This is a genomic window from Persicobacter sp. CCB-QB2 (genome assembly GCF_001274635.1).
GTDB lineage: Bacteria > Bacteroidota > Bacteroidia > Cytophagales > Cyclobacteriaceae > Persicobacter > Persicobacter diffluens.
This window is the reverse complement of record NZ_LBGV01000001.1, coordinates 636,117-655,879: the sequence shown is the minus strand read 5'-3', so window position 1 is coordinate 655,879 and position 19,763 is coordinate 636,117. Positions and strand designations below refer to the sequence as shown.

General features: G+C 42.7%; 14 protein-coding genes and 1 pseudogene. 4 read left to right on the top strand and 11 right to left on the bottom strand.

Annotated features, from left to right (window positions below; genetic code table 11):
- The first annotated feature begins 21 nt into the window (after nucleotides 1-21).
- Both NG22_RS03055 and NG22_RS03050 read left to right on the top strand, forming a co-directional pair.
- A complete protein-coding gene (locus NG22_RS03055) occupies nucleotides 22-564 on the top strand; it encodes a GNAT family N-acetyltransferase (protein WP_053404354.1) in 543 nt (180 codons plus the stop codon).
- A gap of 721 nt (nucleotides 565-1,285) precedes the next feature.
- On the top strand, nucleotides 1,286-2,131 hold the full coding sequence (locus NG22_RS03050; protein WP_053404353.1) for a glucosaminidase domain-containing protein: 846 nt from the start codon (nucleotides 1,286-1,288) through the stop codon (nucleotides 2,129-2,131).
- A gap of 62 nt (nucleotides 2,132-2,193) precedes the next feature.
- On the opposite strand, the gene NG22_RS03045 is transcribed toward NG22_RS03050, so the two are convergent.
- Nucleotides 2,194-2,892, bottom strand: a complete 699-nt coding sequence (locus NG22_RS03045; RefSeq protein ID WP_053404352.1) for an RNA methyltransferase — start codon at nucleotides 2,890-2,892, stop codon at nucleotides 2,194-2,196.
- Nucleotides 2,893-3,221: 329 nt separating this feature from the next.
- On the opposite strand from NG22_RS03045, the gene NG22_RS03040 reads away from it, so the two are divergent.
- Complete coding sequence (locus NG22_RS03040) at nucleotides 3,222-3,752, top strand: transposase (RefSeq protein ID WP_072159170.1); 531 nt, start codon at nucleotides 3,222-3,224, stop codon at nucleotides 3,750-3,752.
- A 519-nt stretch (nucleotides 3,753-4,271) separates the two neighbouring features.
- Here the strand turns inward: NG22_RS03040 and NG22_RS03035 are convergent.
- The 5 genes and pseudogenes from NG22_RS03035 to NG22_RS03015 form a co-directional block, all read right to left on the bottom strand.
- Nucleotides 4,272-5,837: a glycosyltransferase family 39 protein gene (locus NG22_RS03035; protein WP_053404350.1), complete on the bottom strand. Its 1,566-nt coding sequence runs from the start codon at nucleotides 5,835-5,837 to the stop codon at nucleotides 4,272-4,274.
- Between the two features lie 62 nt (nucleotides 5,838-5,899).
- Nucleotides 5,900-6,721: a hypothetical protein gene (locus tag NG22_RS03030; RefSeq protein ID WP_157600835.1), complete on the bottom strand. Its 822-nt coding sequence runs from the start codon at nucleotides 6,719-6,721 to the stop codon at nucleotides 5,900-5,902.
- A 101-nt stretch (nucleotides 6,722-6,822) separates the two neighbouring features.
- Entirely contained in the window at nucleotides 6,823-9,411 is a 2,589-nt protein-coding gene (locus tag NG22_RS03025; RefSeq protein WP_053404348.1) for a DNA gyrase/topoisomerase IV subunit A, read from the bottom strand.
- A 43-nt stretch (nucleotides 9,412-9,454) separates the two neighbouring features.
- Nucleotides 9,455-11,322, bottom strand: a pseudogene (locus NG22_RS03020) (DNA topoisomerase IV subunit B).
- Nucleotides 11,323-11,471: 149 nt separating this feature from the next.
- Nucleotides 11,472-11,948, bottom strand: a complete 477-nt coding sequence (locus NG22_RS03015; protein WP_053404347.1) for a hypothetical protein — start codon at nucleotides 11,946-11,948, stop codon at nucleotides 11,472-11,474.
- 198 nt (nucleotides 11,949-12,146) lie between these two features.
- On the opposite strand from NG22_RS03015, the gene NG22_RS03010 reads away from it, so the two are divergent.
- Nucleotides 12,147-12,512, top strand: coding sequence for a hypothetical protein (locus tag NG22_RS03010; RefSeq protein WP_053404346.1), 366 nt, complete (start codon nucleotides 12,147-12,149; stop codon nucleotides 12,510-12,512).
- Between the two features lie 55 nt (nucleotides 12,513-12,567).
- Here NG22_RS03010 and NG22_RS03005 read toward each other — a convergent pair whose 3' ends face one another.
- The 5 genes from NG22_RS03005 to NG22_RS02985 all read right to left on the bottom strand — a co-directional run bounded on the left by NG22_RS03005 (nucleotide 12,568) and on the right by NG22_RS02985 (nucleotide 19,687).
- Nucleotides 12,568-13,482, bottom strand: coding sequence for an ROK family protein (locus NG22_RS03005; RefSeq protein ID WP_053404345.1), 915 nt, complete (start codon nucleotides 13,480-13,482; stop codon nucleotides 12,568-12,570).
- Nucleotides 13,483-13,723: 241 nt separating this feature from the next.
- Nucleotides 13,724-14,803: a LacI family DNA-binding transcriptional regulator gene (locus NG22_RS03000; protein WP_053404344.1), complete on the bottom strand. Its 1,080-nt coding sequence runs from the start codon at nucleotides 14,801-14,803 to the stop codon at nucleotides 13,724-13,726.
- 185 nt (nucleotides 14,804-14,988) lie between these two features.
- Nucleotides 14,989-17,295, bottom strand: a complete 2,307-nt coding sequence (locus NG22_RS02995; RefSeq protein WP_053404343.1) for a family 65 glycosyl hydrolase domain-containing protein — start codon at nucleotides 17,293-17,295, stop codon at nucleotides 14,989-14,991.
- Nucleotides 17,296-17,414: 119 nt separating this feature from the next.
- A complete protein-coding gene (pgmB, locus tag NG22_RS02990; RefSeq protein WP_053404342.1) occupies nucleotides 17,415-18,062 on the bottom strand; it encodes a beta-phosphoglucomutase in 648 nt (215 codons plus the stop codon).
- A 335-nt stretch (nucleotides 18,063-18,397) separates the two neighbouring features.
- Nucleotides 18,398-19,687 (bottom strand): MFS transporter, encoded by a 1,290-nt coding sequence (locus NG22_RS02985; protein ID WP_253275644.1) that lies wholly within the window; start codon nucleotides 19,685-19,687, stop codon nucleotides 18,398-18,400.
- Nucleotides 19,688-19,763 lie beyond the last annotated feature (76 nt).

Sequence of the window (19,763 nt, the reverse complement as noted above, 5' to 3'; positions counted from 1 at the left end):
CGATCCAAAACGTATCACCTTTTGAAACAAGCCTCCTATATTTTCACTACCCAAAGATTAGGTTTCAGAACCTGGCAGGACAATGACCTCCCCTCTTTATTACAAATGAACCAGGACGAACAGGTGATGCGACACTTTCCCACCTTGCCTGATGAAAAGGATTGTCGGCAATTCATGGAAAAAATGAACTTGCAGCAGGAAGAAAAAGGATACTGCTACTGGGCAGTGGAATTATTGGAAAGCAATGAATTTATTGGTTTCATCGGCTTGAGCGATCAGCACTATAAAGCCCCATTTACTCCCTGCATTGATATTGGCTGGCGACTAAAAAAAGAGTTTTGGGGAATGGGGCTGGCTCCGGAAGGCGCGGAAGCTTGTTTTGAATATGGGAAAAATCAACTAGGACTGAAAGAGATTTTTGCTGTCGCCCCAAAAATCAATGAACCCTCTATTCGCGTGATGGAAAAAATTGGCATGATCAATAAAGGCCGATTCAAGCATCCCACTTTAACGGGATTTCCCATGCTAAGAGACTGTGTCTACTACTTAAAATCTCTATCTTAATCCGCATCACACACCGCTAATTTCACTAAACCAACAACTCAAAATACTTATTTTCAAATTATTGCATGTGATTTTCCTTTATTTTTGATAGCCTCAATTAGGGCATGCATGCTTTCTCCTCCTTCATCTGCCTCGTTGGAAAAATCTTAAAAAAGATGTCTATTCCTTCATTTTTTCCGCCTTACAGCTAAACGAGGATTTAACCCGAATTATTCACCTCAAAATTCATTAACCAAGTCCAAGCATCTTAACTTCAGCTTTTTAAAACTTATTTTCTTTAAATTATAATAGCCCAAATTTGGGCATGCATGCTTTCTCCTCCTTCATCTGCCTCGTTGGAAAAATCTTAAAAAAGATGTCTATTCCTTCATTTTTTCCGCCTTACAGCTAAACGAGGATTTAAGCCTGCATAATTCGGCTTAATACCCCCCAGCAAAGCAACCTTTCCCCTCTGACTTCAAATAAGCCTGACATTTTACTGACACCTGTTCATTAGACTGACTGACATACCTAATTTTAATATTTTCTCCAGTTCTGGCTTCCGGAAAGCTGCTTTGTGTTTGTTCCCATCAACCTAAAGTCATGATAATACCAGGGAACCACCTCTATGTCACAAGGCAGCGAAGACGAAGTAACCTACTAATCAACAATCACTTATCCTAAAAATACAATTTTTGGCAAGATCCTTGCTAAATTTCGTGCCGTACCAACAAGTTACTGTATGAAGCGTTTGAAAACCCTTGGTTTCCTATTGCTTTTGGGTCCTTTTGGAAATTCCTGTAGTACCCACGTGAACTTAACAGAAGGACACGATGACAATGAGGAAACTGAATTTAGCGCCAACTATGTATTCATGGAGCAAACCGATGACATCCTTCCAGTGGATGGACCGGGGGTAGCACCCGTGATTTACCAAAATTTAAAAAGCTTGGGAAATCTGCCGGTGCATGAAAAAACCGCCAAATTCATCGATATGATGCTTCCAACAATCATTTTGGCGAGGGAACGCAAATTGGCAGAGAAGGAGAGAGTGGAGATGATGATTAATAATCGCCAATACGATCCCTCCACGAAAGCGCTGCTGAGCCTCTATTTAGCCAAATATAAAGCTAAATCGGTAGAGGAATTACCATTACGCATGACTCCGCCTCCAATCAGTATGATTCTGGCACAGAGCGTGATGGAAACCGGATGGGGAACTTCTTCTATATTTTTAGAGGCTAACAATGCCTTTGGAGTATGGAGCTTTTCCGCTAATGAACCCAGAAGAGCGACTAAGGGGACACGTAACAACCGTCCTGTATACGTTCGGGCTTATGATGACATCCTCTCTTCCACGGAGCACTATCTGGACATTATCGGACGGGTTTATGCTTATGAGGATTTAAGAAATGCTATGCAGGTGGAAAGTAATTCATTAGAACTCGTGAATCACCTGACGGCTTATTCTGAGGAAGGTTCAAACTATATTAGCCTTCTGAAGAGCATTATTCGGAAATATAAAATGCAGCAATACGATGCATATTATTCGGTTCCGCAAAAGGAAGTGCTGATGGCAGCCTCCTGATGCATTCTGATAAAACACGAAGACAAGGTCTGAAAACCTTGTCTTTTTTTTATCCTTCCCTTTTATAGGGCGGTCATTTCTTCCATTAGTCGCTTTAAATGCATGTCGGCATTTCGAGTAAGCCCCATATACCAAACCGATCGCAAAAATTGCCGATCCTCTTCGGTCAAATGCCAGTCATTCCGCTCTTTACGTAAGCGTTCCACAAGGCTGTGTAAACACAAGGCGGTAGTCACCGAGATATTAAAAGATTCCGTGAAGCCATACATTGGAATGCGAAGCAATTCATCTGCCTGATCCAAAGCAAAATCGGATAAACCATCGGCCTCATTTCCAAAGGCAATGGCCACCTTCCCATTTAAATCCACCTGATCCAGCGTTTTGCCCTCCACATTCGGGGAGGTCGCATAGATTTTATAGCCCTGGCTTTTTAATTCCTTATAGCAAAGGTCGGTATTGGGTTTACCCTCTTGTTCATAACGGTGCATGGTCACCCAATTCGAAGCACCTTTTGATACATTAGGATTAATATGATATTCGGTGGAATTATTGATGATGTGCAAATCCTGCACCCCAAAACAATCGCAATTACGGAAAACTGCTGAGGCATTGTGTGGCTTATACACATCCTCTAAAACAATGGCGATTTGGCGGGTTCTCTCATCCATCACCTGTTCCAGCAATGCTTTCTTGGTCTCCGTCACATATTCCTGAAAATATTCAATTTTCGCCTGCTGCAGTTTTTTTGGATCAATATTCATTATTGCGAATCGTAATTTTTTGAAATGCAATTTAGGGAAAATCGGGCAGATGGGAAATGTGATATGGGTTGATTAATGGGCTTTTTATGGGGAATGGCATGGATCGTGATTTTGGTTTGGGGTTCGCGGGTTATATTTGATGCGGGGCGTATATCTCGCGGGTTGAATTCGATTCGTGATGCATGGGATGCGGGATCATACGTTGTGGGGTTGATACGTTGCAAGACGCATGCGATGCGTCTCTGAGGTTTTTTTTGTCATTTATGTGGTAGAAATGAAAACCATTGATGGGGAATAGGGTATCGGGGGTGGAAACATTAACCACTACTATGAATGATAAATTTCAAAATAAATATCGGATATCCTCTCCGCGATTGAAAAACTGGGATTATGGTCGGGCGGGTGCTTATTTCATTACCATTTGTTGTCACCATCATCGTCATTTCTTCGGTGAAGTCAGGGATTCAAAAATGTACCTATCAACAATTGGTCAGATTGCTCAGGAGGAATGGCTGCGAACCTTTGAAATGCGAACAGATATGAATCTTAGCAATGATATTTTCATCGTGATGCCCAATCATTTCCACGCATTGATCTCCATTGGAGAGAATATTCACAATCAATTTCCCAATTGGGAGGGCAACCAGCCCGGCTCACAGTCGAATAACCTCCCTGCCATTATTCGGGGGTTCAAGGGAGCTGTCACCAGCAGGGCAAGGAAAATTCGGGAAGATTTCAGATGGCAAAGCCGGTATTACGATAATGTGGCCTGGGATCCACAGGCATTTCAACGTATTTACCAATATATTTTGAATAACCCGTCCAAATGGTGGACAGACCGGTTTAATCGAAAGGGGTAATTGTTTGGGAATTAATTCCGAATGGCCGGATGACCATAGAGACGCATCGCATGCGTCTCTATGGTTAATACCGACATTTTTACAATATGGCGATGCCAATAGGAATCGTGGAATCAGATTTGGGGAAATGGATGGAAGACGCATCGCATGCGTCTCAAGGTCATTCCATCATATGAACCACACCATTCAGAAACGCATTTTAATCGAAAAACCAATCCCCCATATTCATGCATAGGATGCTACCATACCGGGAAAATGCAACACCAATGATTTGTCGCCATCAAATATTTACCGATCAATAATTCATGACTGAAAATTACCGGAATTCAATTTTTTATCGAATGGCCCAAACCATTCGGGCGTGGGGATCAAAATACCGGATGATTCTATTCATTGAATTTTGGGGTAAAATTGGGGTTGGGTTTGGTGAAAAGAGACGCATGCGATGCGTCTCTGTGGTATTGGGTGGTATTGGGTGGCATTATTTTATATATCCAATAATATTATTCGGTGGAAATATTATTCGATGGATTTTCGTTGGGCAATTTCGGATTTCAAAATATCATTAATGGACCTTTTGGCGCCTTTTAACAAATACACGGTCGTTCCCTTTTCTCTTGCTAATGGATGCTGAATTTCACCGATTTTAATGACTTCGGAAAACAGGTTTTCTTCCCTGTCTCGATCAAAATTACCGGCATTGTTTACCAAAACCACATTAATGATCGGCTCTTTTTCCAGATCATACCAATTGATATAATCTGCATTCAGGGACAATGCCGGCACCCCGGAATTAGAATAATAGTTGATCGCACCCGCCTGTCCGTAATTATCACAATGTATTAACAAATGATCTTTGGAGGCTAATTGGCCAATGCCCTGATCCACAATTCCTGCCAATTCTTTCCAGCCCAGCATATCGGCATAATCTTGAGGGATAGCATGAAGTTTTCCGTCTTCCCAACGGTTCAATCCCAGATCATTGAACATTTCTTGTTCCTCCTCCATCTTTTCAGGTGACCATACAGGTAAAAAAATCGGCATCATAAAGACAAAAAATCCAATAGGAAAAACCAACAACACAAGCCCAATAAACTTCTTCCAACTATTCTTTAAATACTGCTCTAACACTACCGCCCCGAAGGCTAAAAATACCGGATAAAGACCAATGGCATAATATCCTTTTGCCCTTAAATAAGTAAAAAGCACCAAAATAAAAATCAAGGCAAAGGCAAGAAACTGGTATCGCTTATACTTCCGATTTACCAGCAATGCTCCTATACCTGTTACCAATACCGGCAAGGAGCCGAAGAAAAAGTAAAGCTGTTCCTTGAGAAAATCCCATCGGCTCACCTTTACCAACTGAATTTCGGTCAGGGCTGTCATATGTTTAATCACCGGAAAATCATTGATCCACTGCCAATACAAATTGGGGCTGATTAAAATCACTGCCAGCCCGACTGCCTTATATAAGTGTGCGTTTTTAAAAAGCTTTCGATGCGGAGACAATGCTATGGCAGGTATGATTCCAATGACCAAAAAGACAATATTGTATTTATTCAGAAAACCGATACCAAAGACTAAGCCTATCGCATATAACCACTGTATCTCTCCCCGATTAACATACTTGATCACAAAATAGAATAAGGCTGTCCAGCAAAGAAAATCCAGGGAATTGGGCTGATAAAGGGTATTGATTCGGACCAGTACAGAAAACATGACAGAGGAAGTCGCCAGCACCTTCGCAAACAAACCTCCATCAAGCTCCTCCACCATTTTCCAGACGAAATATAAAAGCCCCGCACCAAAGAGGGCTGGGAAAAATTTCACCCAAAAGACCGCGCCTCCCAACGAAAGGATGACCTTCGAAATTAAACCGGTAATGGGAGGGACAGAGGCATATCCCCAGGCCAGATGATTGCCCAAATCAATATGTAAATATTCATCCCGATGCAATTCATAAACCGGGTTGATAGCGAAATACTGCAGGATGAATTTCAGGAGAATGATAAAACCTAAAATCAGATGATCCGCCAAGGCCGAAGTTTTCGTGCTTTGAATTTTGGAAAGACTGGAGGTGAGCATAGCAAAAAATGAAGTGGAAACGGCACTCTTTTCAAGCTATAAAATTTCATTTGCAATTGAAATCAATTCCTTACCAAAATCTGCAGATAACGACTACTCATCCAGCCAGAGACATATCCATCTCCTTCAATACCTCCTAAATAGGTGTTTGATTTCGTATACTGATTTGAAGTATCAATTAATACATACCACCAAATACGCCCCGTCTTATCTACCTTCTCTGCCAGGGCAATTCCTTCGGTTCCTTTTGGATAATGACTTAATACATTTCCCTTTTCAGGATCCAAATCAACAAAAAGGCCCTCTTTTACAATTTCTGGTGTTACCCTCAAAGTATAGCTTTCATTCAATGTCTGGAAAGCTATTGGTGATTTAAAATAAGCTTTGGGTTTAGTCTCCAGAAAGTGCGAAACAAACTGAAAACTCCTCTGAAATTTAAGCTGCCCTTGCTCCATTTGAACTTCAAAAACCACACTCGTAATGTGCTCTTCCATACAGCACCCCCAATCCCGCACATATAATCGGCTTAATTGTTCCCCATTCCATTCTGAAGTTATCACCCCCTGCTGTGATGAAAAAATTAAATCAAATGTTTTATCGTCTTTCCTCTTATAAATCTCAAAAACCTGGGACTCCCCGAACAGAGGCCCCTGGTAGACGATTTCGTCCTCCTCATCAGCATCAAAATCAACCAATGATATATAATTACCTAAATAAAAGCCCTCCCGACTAAAGCGATCCACCCAGGCGGGCTGCCCCTGAGCATAGTCAATAAACTGGGAGATCATATCATCCTTGTCCAAAGAATTAGAAAAAGCAATCCAATCAGTGGCGTAATCCCTGTTATAGGCGTTAAAGGTTTTGACCTCCGGTATTTGAGCCAAGACTGTAAATGGTAAGATTAACAGCGGCAAATAAAAAAAACAATATCGCATAAAAAATAAAAAAAACCTCACTCCCAAAAAGAGCGAGGCTTATTGATTTCTTAAAACAAACCTAATTGTTCCTGATCGTCTTCATCCACTTCAACATTTTCTTGAGTGGATTTAGCGGCCACAGGTGCCGGTTTACTTTCAATCACTTTCACGGATTTCACCGGATAGGCACTCAATTTATTTCCTAAAGCTCTCCAGCCTTTCACTTCAGCCAGGACATCCAAATCAAAGATCCCTTCGGTCTTGCCGTCCACTTTGCGTTTGTAGGTGATTTCGACTTGCGCCAATTTATCCAGAGTCACTGCCAACATTTTAGAGCTACGGGCATCGGTGATAAATTTGAATCGCTTGTCCAGAGTGGTGGTTTCAATCATAAACCGCTTCACATAATGGGTTTTATTATTCCCATCATAGTAAATAGCCGTGATTGGCTTCTCTGGATCAAACTGTTCGATATGAACCACCTCATCCACATTGTATCGGTTGGTCAGCTCATAGTTGGTCAACTCGTAGGAACCATCTTTCAGAATACAAAGAATGGACTGATCCAGGAAGTTCCCCAACAATTTACCACGGCCTTCGGTGTTCAGGCGACCGACATGGTCATCGTAATATACATCGATACCACCCAAAGTAGATACCCCATCAGAGATCTTAGTGATACCATTTTTACTGATCGGGTAAGCGGTCAGGGTATTCCCCACTACATCACGGCCTTTAATGGCCAGGTCGGCGAAATCATATTCAAAAATCTTCTGACGTGCCGGACAACCTGGTGTCAGTTTTACTTTCACTACCTCGGCTTCCCCATTCGGATTTGCAGAGAAGTAAAGGATTTTAGATTTTGGTCCCCCTTTGGTGATATTGTACTCACGGTCACGGGTAACGGCTAATACCTGAAAACGCTTCACAAAAGTACGCTTCTTGGAGGCATCCAAATAAGCGACATTGTAGACCATACGGTCATCATTTTTCTTGAAAACCGCAACATGGATGATATCTTTTCCAACAAAGGCTTTGTCGGAGATTTTAGTCACGATGCAGGCCCCATCCCTACGGAAAACAATGATGTCGTCAATATCCGAACAGTCAGTCACGAACTCATCCTTTTTCAGCGACGTTCCGATAAAACCTTCCGTACGGTTGACATAAAGCTTGGTATTATTCGCCGCAACTACAGTCGCATTAATGTCTTCAAAATTGCGGATCTCGGTTTTACGCTCACGTCCTTTGCCATACTTTTTCAATAAGTCTTTGAAATAAGCAATGGCATAGTCAATCAGGTTCTCCAAATTATGTTCTACCTCAGCCAACTCATCGGTCAGCTTTTTCATGGCTTCATCTGCCTTAAAGGAGTCAAACTTGGAGATACGCTTAATCTTGATTTCGGTCAGGCGTACCAAATCCTCTTCCGTAATTTCACGATAGAAATCCTTCTTGAATGGATCCAGTCCCTGGTCTATGGTTTGCAATACCGCTTCCCAGGTTTCGCATTCCTCAATGTCACGGTAAATTCTGTTCTCAATGAAGATTTTCTCCAATGAACTGAAAAGGATTTTTTCCATCAACTCGCCACGACGAATTTCCAGCTCCTGCTTCAGCAGCTCCACCGTCTGCTTGGTGCAATAAGCCAGAATATCATTCACCGACATGAAGTGCGGCTTCTCGTCGATAATTACACAAGCATTCGGAGAAATGGATACCTCACAATCCGTAAAAGCGTAAAGCGCATCAATCACCACATCCGGAGATTGACCAGGCCCTAACTGGATCTCGATTTCTACGTCTTTGGCGGTATTGTCAATCACCTTTTTCACTTTCAGCTTCCCTTTATCGTTCGCTTTCAAAATCGAATCGATCACGGAGCTGGTCGTGGTGGAATAAGGGATATCTTTTATGAGAAGGGTCTTTTTATCCGCGGCTTCAATTTTAGCACGCACGCGAATTTTAGAACCTTTTTTACCTTCATTATAATTGGTAAAATCCGCCGTACCCCCGGTAGGGAAATCTGGCAGAATATTGGCCCGCTTTCCTTTCAGAATATCAATGGAAGCCTTAATCAGCTCCACAAAGTTATGGGGCATCATCTTGGTGGAAAGTCCCACCGCAATACCTTCCACCCCTTGCGCCAACAAAAGTGGAAATTTAACCGGCAAAGTAATGGGTTCTTTTTTCCGCCCATCATAAGACAATTGCCAGTCGGTTGTTTGAGGGTTATAGACCACATCCAAAGCGAATTTGGACAGTCTTGCCTCGATATAACGAGGGGCCGCGGAGCGATCACCAGTACGGATATCTCCCCAGTTCCCCTGAGTTTCAATCAATAAATCTTTTTGCCCGATGGTCACGATCGCATCTCCGATAGAAGCATCTCCGTGTGGGTGATACTGCATCGTCGCCCCGATGATATTGGCTACCTTATTGAAGCGTCCATCATCCAGCTCCTTCATGGAGTGTAAAATCCTGCGTTGCACCGGTTTCAGACCATCCTGAATGGCGGGTACAGCACGCTCCAAAATTACGTAAGAGGCGTAATCCAGAAACCAGCTTTCATACATTCCCGAGACCATGGTGGCCGCGTGAATATCTCCATTCATTTCCTGATCTTCAGCGTCATTAAAAGTATTTTCGTCGCTCATGATATTTTTAAAAAGGCCTTGCCTTAGGAATACTTAAAAAAAATTAAACCACTTCTTCTTCCACTAAATCTTTCTCCACACGCAAATTGTCAATGATAAAAGACTGACGTTTTGGCGTGTTTTTACCCATGAAGAAGCTGAGCAAATCCTCGATTTTTGTTTCTTTCTGTAAAATTACCGGATCCAGACGGATATCTTCGCCGATAAAGTTCCCGAATTCGTCTGGAGAGATCTCCCCCAAACCCTTAAATCGGGTAATTTCAGGCTTACCGCCCAATTTCTTCATCGCCTTCTGTTTTTCTTCCTCATCATAACAATAATGAGTGGCTTTCTTATTTCGAACGCGGAAAAGTGGCGTCTCCAAAATATAGACGTGTCCTTGTTTCACCAAATCAGGGAAAAACTGCAGGAAGAAGGTCAACAGCAGCAAGCGAATGTGCATACCATCGACATCGGCATCCGTCGCGATTACGATCTTACGATAACGCAAACCTTCCAGACCATCTTCAATATTCAGGGCGTGTTGTAATAAGTTGAATTCTTCATTTTCATACACCACCTTTTTGGTCAGTCCGAAGCAGTTCAATGGCTTTCCTCTCAAAGAGAATACCGCCTGAGAACTTACATCTCTGGACTTGGTGATGGAACCGGAGGCAGAGTCACCCTCGGTAATGAAGATCATCGTATTTTCTTTCTTATCTCCTGCCTTAGCATCATTAAAGTGAATGCGGCAGTCACGCAATTTCTTATTGTGCAGATTGGCCTTTTTTGCGCGCTCATTGGCCAACTTCTTAATACCGGAAATCTCCTTACGCTCACGCTCGGACTGGTTGATTCGCTTCAGCAAAGCCTCTGCGGCATCCGGATGCTTATGTAAATAATCATCCAACACTTTCTTCACATAGTCTCCCACAAAAGAACGCATCGTGGCGCCTTCAGGAGCGACATTCAAAGAGCCCAGCTTAGTCTTGGTTTGAGATTCAAAAACCGGCTCCTGCACACGTACAGCGATAGAACCTACGATACTGGCGCGAACGTCCGCCGCATCGAAATTCTTGCCGAAGAACTCCCGAACCGTTTTCACCAAAGCCTCACGGAAAGCCTGAAGGTGTGTACCGCCTTGCGTAGTGTACTGACCATTCACGAAGGAGTAATATTCCTCTCCGTACTGGTTGGAGTGTGAAAAGGCAATTTCGATATCCTCCCCTCTCAGGTGGATAATCGGATAGCGCAATTCCTCCGCATTGGTTTTTCTTTCCAACAGGTCACGCAAACCATGCTCGGAATGGTATTTCTGCCCATTGAAATTAATGGTCAGACCCGCGTTCAAAAAGGCATAGTTCCAAATCTGGTTTTCCAGATACTGCGGAATGAAATGGTAGTTCTTAAATACCGTACCATCCGGCTCAAAGGTGATTTTGGTTCCATTGGGCTGATCCGTTTTACCTATCGGATGGTCTGTTACCAATTCTCCCTGATTAAATTCCGCTATTTTGGTTTCCCCTCGCGATGCGACTGCACCTTGAAATAATTGGAAAGGGCGTTTACCGCCTTAGTACCTACCCCATTCAATCCTACTGATTTTTGGAAGGCACCGGAATCGTACTTTCCTCCGGTATTTATTTTGGAAACACAGTCGATGGTTTTTCCCAAAGGAATCCCACGACCATAGTCTCTGATTTTTACACGATGATCCGAAATGGTCACGTCAATTTGCTTGCCGTAGCCCATCATATGTTCATCGATACTGTTATCTATAATCTCTTTGACGAGTACATAAATCCCATCATCCGCTGAAGATCCATCCCCCAACTTACCGATATACATACCCGGACGCAGCCGGATATGCTCCTTCCAGTCCAGGGATTTAATACTGTCTTCGGTATATACTGCTTCTTGCTGTTTCGCCATTGTTTTAATCCTAAGATCGCGCGCTGAAAAAATATATAATCTCAACCCTTTCCAAAATCTTACAATTTTTAAGAAAAAGGCATGTTAATTTACTAAACCTTTTGGGTGGGTTGCAAATATTTTACTGGTATTCCTGAAAATTGTCGTTACTAGCGCCTGTTTTTCGACAATATCACCACCAACCAGACCATAGCAGCCAACATTACCACCGGAAATAAGAAAATGGTATTGCCCAAAACGCCACCATCTCCAAACTGCTGATTATTGAACGAAGCCAAAAAGGCCATAGATAAAATAAATCCCAAATTAAGGATGCCATTCAGCGCCAAAAACCATTGAATCATCTCATGACGAAAAATTGGATTCCGATAAGTCAGGCCTCCGGAAATTTTCCCCACTTTCATATTTTTCAACAAATTCAGATAAATGAAAAACACCCCATTGATGGACAATAAGAAAATCAAGCCCCCGAAGAAAAAGGAATCCTTGGTCACAATTAATTCCGAATTCCCTACTGCATCCACCGAAACCGTTACTCCTTCTGGCATCCAGGCATAAACGTATAAGAACACCCCGACGGCCAAGACCAACGAGCTGGTTCTAAAAAACTTTAAAAAAGACTCCATGATGTGTTATAAAAATTTATCGGCAATTTAAGTGATTTTTTGAATTTACCTTACACGCCAATGCATTTCCACTCATTAAGCTTTGATTATATCAATGCGAATAAATATAGAATTTAGTCAAATCTCGGATTTCAAAAGCAACCGACAGTGGATAAAACCTACATTTTGACTATTTTCGTTTTTGACTAAGCACGACCTATGAATCGATTATCCTTTTTATTCCTATTCACTTGTTTAAGTTTTTTCTCCTGTAAACCTACACCCGAAATTCCGGGATTTGATCAGGAAAGCTGGAAAGCCGATCGAGAGGGCTGTCAGGGCAAAAGAGCTGCACTTTTACCCCTACTTCAAGCCAAAGAGGCTGATTTGGAAAAAATTAGTACCACGCAAATCGTGAAATTATTAGGTCGCCCCAATAAGGAAGAGCTATACCGACGATCCCAACGATTTTTTCATTATCAGATCTCGGGAGGAAAAGGCTGTGAAGAGCAGCAGCAGGTCGTTTATCGACTTCGGTTTACAGCCACAGATCACCTGATTGAGATTGAGGTGTTGAAAAAATAATTTGTGAAATGGCAAAAAAAACAGCTGAAGAGCATGCTCACCAGCTGTTTTTTATTCAGGAAGCGATCACTAGAGAGGCCGCCCCAAGGATACCGGCCTCATTAGCTAAAGAGGCGGTTTTGATGTTCAATTTCTCCAGATAATAAGGCGTCAGCCATTTTTCTAACTCCTCCATCATGGCGGGATAAAGCACGTCATAGGTTTCTGCCACTCCTCCGCCTAAAATTACGGTAGCTATGTCCAGAATGCGGAGATTGGAAACGATCCCCTGCCCCAGGTATTTTCCTACTTTTGTAAAAACTTTTACCGCTACGGGATCACCTTCCAGACAGGCTTTTTGAATTTTTTTAGAATTCAGGGACTCATTGTTTTTCAATTTAGAATCCAACTTTCCTTCCTCCAGGTATTTCCGGCACATGGCCACTATCCCTTTCTTACCGATGGTTTCCTCTAAAGACTTTCCATTGCCTACCGGAATATGCCCGACTTCCATGGCGTTACCGCCTTCACCCCCAAAAATGTCTTTTTCATAAATCACCGCACCGCCTACCCCAGTACCCAGAGTCAAAAATATATAATCGTCCGGAATAACTTCTTTGGCAAAGAAAAACTCGCCTAAGGCCGCCGCATTTGCATCATTCTCCAGGCGGAAAACATGGGCAGGAAAATCAGACTCGAGGCGATCCATCAAATCATAATTACTCAATCCCGGAATATTGGGGAATTCCATGGTCTTGCGACGACGTGGACCCAAGGTCCCCGGGACGCCTAGTCCCACTTTTTTGATTTCCGGATGCCTTTCTAAAAAAGCAGTTAATTTTCCCAGAAAGGCTTCTATATATCCCTCTGGCTCTGCGCTTAATTCAGCGGTAGGATACTTTACTTTCTCCAGCAACTCGCCCTGACGGCTCACAATCCCGAACTTTGTATTGGTTCCGCCTATGTCGATACCTAAGTAGGTCTCACTCATAGTGTTTAATTTGGTTATTTATTAAATGGAAACTCATTATACGCAATCATCGTTACACGAAAGGCGCACTGATTATCAAGATAAACAAAGGATTACCAGTTAATGTGTCTCCCGGATGATAAAAAGAAGAGTATAATTTAAAGGTTTAGTCGAAAAGTCCTAAATTATTTGAAGGCAAATTTTCATGAAATAAAAAAAGCTCCGCATACGGAGCTTTTCATTTTTATATTTTCCCTACAGATCATTCCTGTACCCTTCTATTCTTTTCCTCTTCCCAAACTTTCTCACAAGACGATCCTCTGACTACCACTTTGGTTTTTAACACTTCAATTCGAGGCGTTTTGATCTCCAAAATTTTATCCGGATGACTTTCCTTTCTGGCCAGCTCATCCAGGAACATATGGGTGGCTAACTGCCCCATTTCAAAGGATGGCTGCACCACGGAACTGATCTGAGGATCCGTTAATTGGGTAAAGGTGACGTCATCCTCAAAACCAATAATTTTCACCTGCTCCGGTACTTTTACCCCCATTTCCCGCAACTGCAAAAGGGCTCCCACCGCTACATTATCATTCACACAGAAAATCCCATCCGGAAGTGGCGCTCCACTTTCTACCATCTGTCTTATGGTCGCTCTGGCCAAATCCCGGTTATCGGCTTCAATAATCAAATCCTGCTCCACCGGCAACTTGTGCTCACGCATGGCATCGTGAAAACCATTGATTCGCTGTTTGGTGATCAAAAGCGAATCCGGTCCCTTGAAGTGGGCAATCCTTCTACAACCCTGACTGATCAAATGCTCCACCGCCTGAAAAGCTCCTTCATAATCCTGAACCACGACAGAATCCGCTTTCACTTCATTGGCAATTCGATCAAAAAAGATCAATGGAATATTACGCTTCTGTACTGACTTAAAATGCTTAAAATCCCGGGTCTCCTTGGTCATGGAACATAAAATCCCATCCACCCTGGAAGAAATCAGTGCGCTCACATTTTGCTTCTCCCGCTCCACATCCTCATTCGTTTGACAAATCACCACTCGGTAGCCCGCCTTATAGGCAACATCCTCGATACCCGAAATCACACTGGCAAAGAAATGATGTACCAACTCCGGCACAACCACCCCAATGGTATTCGAACGGCTTTTTCTCAAGCTCTGAGCAATGGTATTCGGGTGATAATCCAACTCCTCTGCCACCTGATTCACCGCATCTTTTGTTTTTTGGCTAATATCAGGATGATCCTTCAAAGCACGAGAAACCGTAGAGGGGGAAATATTCAAAGCCTTGGCAATATCTTTAATTGTCGTTTGCGCTTTCATGATCTAAAAATTAAATCTCCATTACTACTGCATATGCCTTCCCAAATAGAATCATATATCGGCTAAATTATGAAAAATATGCGATTATTTTGCTATACCAAGGCCTCAGTAAAATACAATTGCATAAAAAAAGAGGGAAAGTTAAACTTCCCCTCTTCGAATATTACAATTATTGAATATCGTTATCAGATCTCTACATTTCCATTTGCCGGAACTGCTACCTCTTTGTCATGTACGAATACGTTGATCGCTACATCAGAAGTGTTGGTAATTTCCACTTTTCCTTCGGAAACTCTCACCGCCAACATCGCTCCTTGATGGGTGATGTTGAAAGTATAGGCACCCCACTCAGCTGGGATGAATGGTGCTAAACGCAACACACCGTCATCGAATACACGCTTACCTGCAAAACCTTCTACTACTGCCATCCAGGTACCTGCCATGGAAGTAATATGAAGACCGTCGCGTGTATCGGCATTGTAGTCATCCAAATCCAAACGAGAAGTTCTCAAGTAGAATTCGTAAGCACGTGCCTGATCACCAATTTTACCTGCCAGGATAGAGTGGATACACGGAGAAAGAGAAGACTCATGCACGGTACGTGGCTCGTAGAAATCGTAGTTCGCTTTGATTTCCTCTACAGAGAAACGCTCTTCGAACAAGTAAATTCCTTGCAATACGTCCGCCTGCTTAATGAAGTTGGAACGTAGGATGCGATCCCAAGACCAGTGGTGTACGATTGGTAACTGAGACTGATCCATATCCTTCACCAAGATTTGCTCTTTGTTGAAGAAACCGTCCGCCTGGATGAAGATATTACGCTCTTCGTCATATCCAAGGTACATATTGTCACGGATCTCAGTCCATTTCGCTACTTCCTCTGCTTCGTTGAAATTGGTTTTCGCTACCAATTCCGCATAGCGCTCGCTGTACTTCTCCTTTAGAATTTCGACTGCCTTGGTCGTATATTCCATACACCACATTGCGATGTAAGAAGTATACCAGTTATTGTCCACATTGTTATCAAACTCGTTTGGACCGGTTACCCCCAACATTACGTATTTGTTGTAACCTACCGACCAGTTCACACGCTGTTTCCAGAAACGGGTAATTCCCAACAATACCTCGAAACCGTAATCTGCCAGGTATTTGTCATCCCCTGTGTGGCGGATGTAGTTGTAAATTGCGAATGCAATAGCACCATTACGGTGGATTTCCTCGAAAGTAATCTCCCACTCATTGTGGCACTCCTCACCATTCATGGTTACCATTGGGTAAAGTGCTGCTCCGTCAGTGAAGCCTAACTTTTGTGCGTTCTCGATGGCACGCTCCAAGTGGTTGTAACGGTAGATCAACAGATTTCTTACTACCTCAGGCTCTGCAGTCATCAAGTAGAATGGCACACAGTAAGCCTCCGTATCCCAGTAAGTCACCCCCCCGTATTTCTCACCGGTGAATCCCTTAGGACCGATGTTCAAACGTGCATCCTCACCAGTGTAAGTCTGGTTCATGTTGAAGATATTGAAGCGGATACCCTGCTGCGCTTTCACATCGCCCTCAATCAGGATATCAGAGAATTCCCATTTTTTCGCCCAGGCAGCCGCCTGCTCTTCCATCATCGTGTCAAAGCCTTTAGCTTCCACACGCGCTAAGTAATCCTTAGCTACTGCAATCAAATCTCCCTTGTCATGATTCTCGGAAGAAATGTTACAGATATATTTGAAAATAGTCGCAACATCACCTTCGCTTACTGCTACAGTAGTGCTGTTACCTACAAATTTCTCTTTATTTTCGGTTTCAATGGCAGTAGACTGAACGGCACCGTTCAAAGTCAAGTTCCATTTCATACCGGTAGCCACCTGGAATTGAGTCTTCAAAGTCTCACTCACCAAGATTGCCTGACCCGCTTCGTTTTCTTTAGCGACCTCTACCCAGAATTTTTCATCGTAGTTCGAATCTTCATTCTCGATGTCACCATCAACGAATGGAGAAAACTTGATATTTCCGGAGAAATTAACCGCTTTTACTTCGTAACGGATTGCTCCACCCTCATCATCAACAATGGACAACAAACGAGTAGATACTACTGCTACTTTTTTGCCTGATGGCAAAGTAGCTTCGAAGGTACGCTGTAGGTAACCTTCTTTCATATTCAGGTCACGCTTGAAGTTTTCTACTTTAGCAGTAGCTAAATCCAGCTCCTCGCCATCAACTTCTACATGGATTCCTAACCAGTTTGCCGCATTCAAAACTTTAGCAAAATACTCAGGGTAACCGTTTTTCCACCAACCTACACGGGTTTTGTCCGGATAGTAAACACCTGCCACATAATTTCCTAAAAGGCTATCGCCAGAATACTTCTCTTCGAAGTTACCACGACCACCCATACGGCCGTTACCCAATGAGAATAGAGATTCTGAAACGCGATTGTCAGCAGGGTCGAACCCCTCCTCAACAATATTCCACTCGTGATGCTTGATATATTCCTTCATAACGCTATTGTAATTCCAAGAAAGAAAAAGGGTTGTCCTGCACCCAATCCCCCAACCGGGTGAGGACAACAATCCCACACATTATACTTTCCTACACTACCAAAGGCAGTGGTTGTTTTTTATAAAGCTTTTAGATTTTCAATATTAAATTCGGTAAAACCGGACACGACTACGTCTGCTAGAGAAAGCACATCCTGCTCCCCAATGCCAACACAACGCATGCCACCATTTTTCGCTGCTTCCACCCCTGCTTCCGCATCTTCAAATACCACACATTCTGCTGCAGTCAAGCCCATTTTTTCCGCTCCCTGAGTAAACACTTCAGGATCCGGCTTAGCTTTGGATACCGAGTTACCATCCACGATTACATCGAAGTAATCTTTGATTTTTAAAATATCTAAGATCAAAACTGCGTTTTTGGATGCAGAACCCAAGGCAATTTTGATATTATTTTCCTTTAGTTGATTGAAGAAATCCAAAACTCCAGGCAGGATTTCATCCGGTTGCATTTGGTGAATAAACTCCAAATACCACTCATTTTTCTTAGTAGCAGCTGCTTCCTTCTCTTCTTGAGAAATCGTCAAACCACCGATTTCCAACAGGATGTCCAAAGAGCGCATGCGGCTTACACCTTTCAGGCGTTCGTTGTCCTGCTCAGTAAAATCAAAGCCCAGTTCAGCACCCAATTTTTTCCAAGCCAGATAATGATATTTGGCGGTATCGACTACTACTCCGTCCAAATCAAAAATACATCCTTTGATATCCATAATATTATTAGTTGACAAGTAAATTCATTTCCAATAAGGCTTTAATGGTAACCTTATATTACAAATCGATCTCGGTAAAAATAGTTCTAATAATTTCAGGGCTTTTATTAATCCCACAAAATGACTATCCCTTCCTTGATTATAAATCAAATTTAATCCCATTATAAGGGACAACAATAGTAATATGATAATTTCACCTAAAATTCTCCTGCACTCGTTTGCACTGGACACAATGAGAATAGTACAAAAAAATAAGGGATTAGCTACAAGCTAACCCCTTAATTACTATTTAACTAAAGATAAGATAGTTATGTTATTAAATTTTTATTGAATCGCTATTTTTGTTTTACTAATCCCACTGAAAGCGCTCCTAATAATAAGCAAATACCTGCTACAAAGATAATCCAGATCGGTGCACCCAAGGCATTTGCGATGGTTGCCCCCATTAAACCTGCCAATATTTGTGGGCCGGCAATGGTGAAATTGAAAATACCCATATAAACCCCCATCTTATCGGCTGGTAATACCTCAGACAGGATAGCGAATGGCATCGACAAAATCGCCGCCCAGGCAATCCCTACCCCAGCCATTGAAACGATCAACATATACTTATCTGTCACATATGGAAAGGAAGCCAATCCTATACCCCCCAAAACCAAGGCAAATGCATATACTGTTTTTCTTCCAAATTTCTCCACCAACTGCGCCATCACGATAGAGAATAAAGCAGCGAATAAGGAATAGGCACCAAACAATACGCCAACCCAGTTACCGGCTTCATTATATTCCAAAGATTGCGGATCCGTAGCTCCCCAAACATGTTCTGCTACTGCAGGCGTAGAATAAACCCACATCATATAGAAGGCCACCCAGGAAAAGAACTGTACCAAAGCCAGCTGAATCATTGGTTTTGGCATATTTTTCAGTAGATCAATGAAAGAATCCTTTTTCGCTTCTTTTGGTTTCTCCTCAATCGGGTGATATTCGAAATATTCCTCCGGCGTATACTCCTTTGTTCTCAGAGAAGTCCACAATACCGACAAGATCAGGGCAGATCCTCCGATATAGAAAGACCAGGTCACAGAGGGAGCCACTTTTTCACCTGGAAGAGGTTCATTCGCCACACCAACGGCCGTCAAAATAAAGGGCAACAAGGAACCCACCACCGCACCCGTATTAATCAGGAATGACTGGATAGCATAGCCCTTGTCTCGTTGGTTTTTAGGCACCATATCCCCCACCAAAGCACGGAAGGGCTGCATGGTAATATTAAAGGAAGCATCCATGATCAACAACATGGTCGCACCAAAAAACATCGCCGGCATCAAAGTAGTAAAGAACTCCGAATTCGGCATCAGGAACATCGCTACGGTAGCAGCAATGGCTCCCGCCAAAATAAATGGAATACGACGACCCCTGCGTCCGGGTAAATACTGAATCCAGCTACGATCAGAAGCACCCCCAATAATCGGTTGAATGATAATACCTGCGATCGGAGCGGCCAGCCAGAAAAAACCAAGATGATGCACATCAGCACCCAATGCCTGAAGAATACGGCTCACGTTACCATTCTGCAACGCAAAACCAAACTGAACGCCCAGGAAGCCGAAGCTGACGTTCCACATTTGCCAAAACGATAATTTTGGTTGTTGTCTCATGTGTTTTAATTGAAAAATATAAATCGATTCTCTTTAAATTATG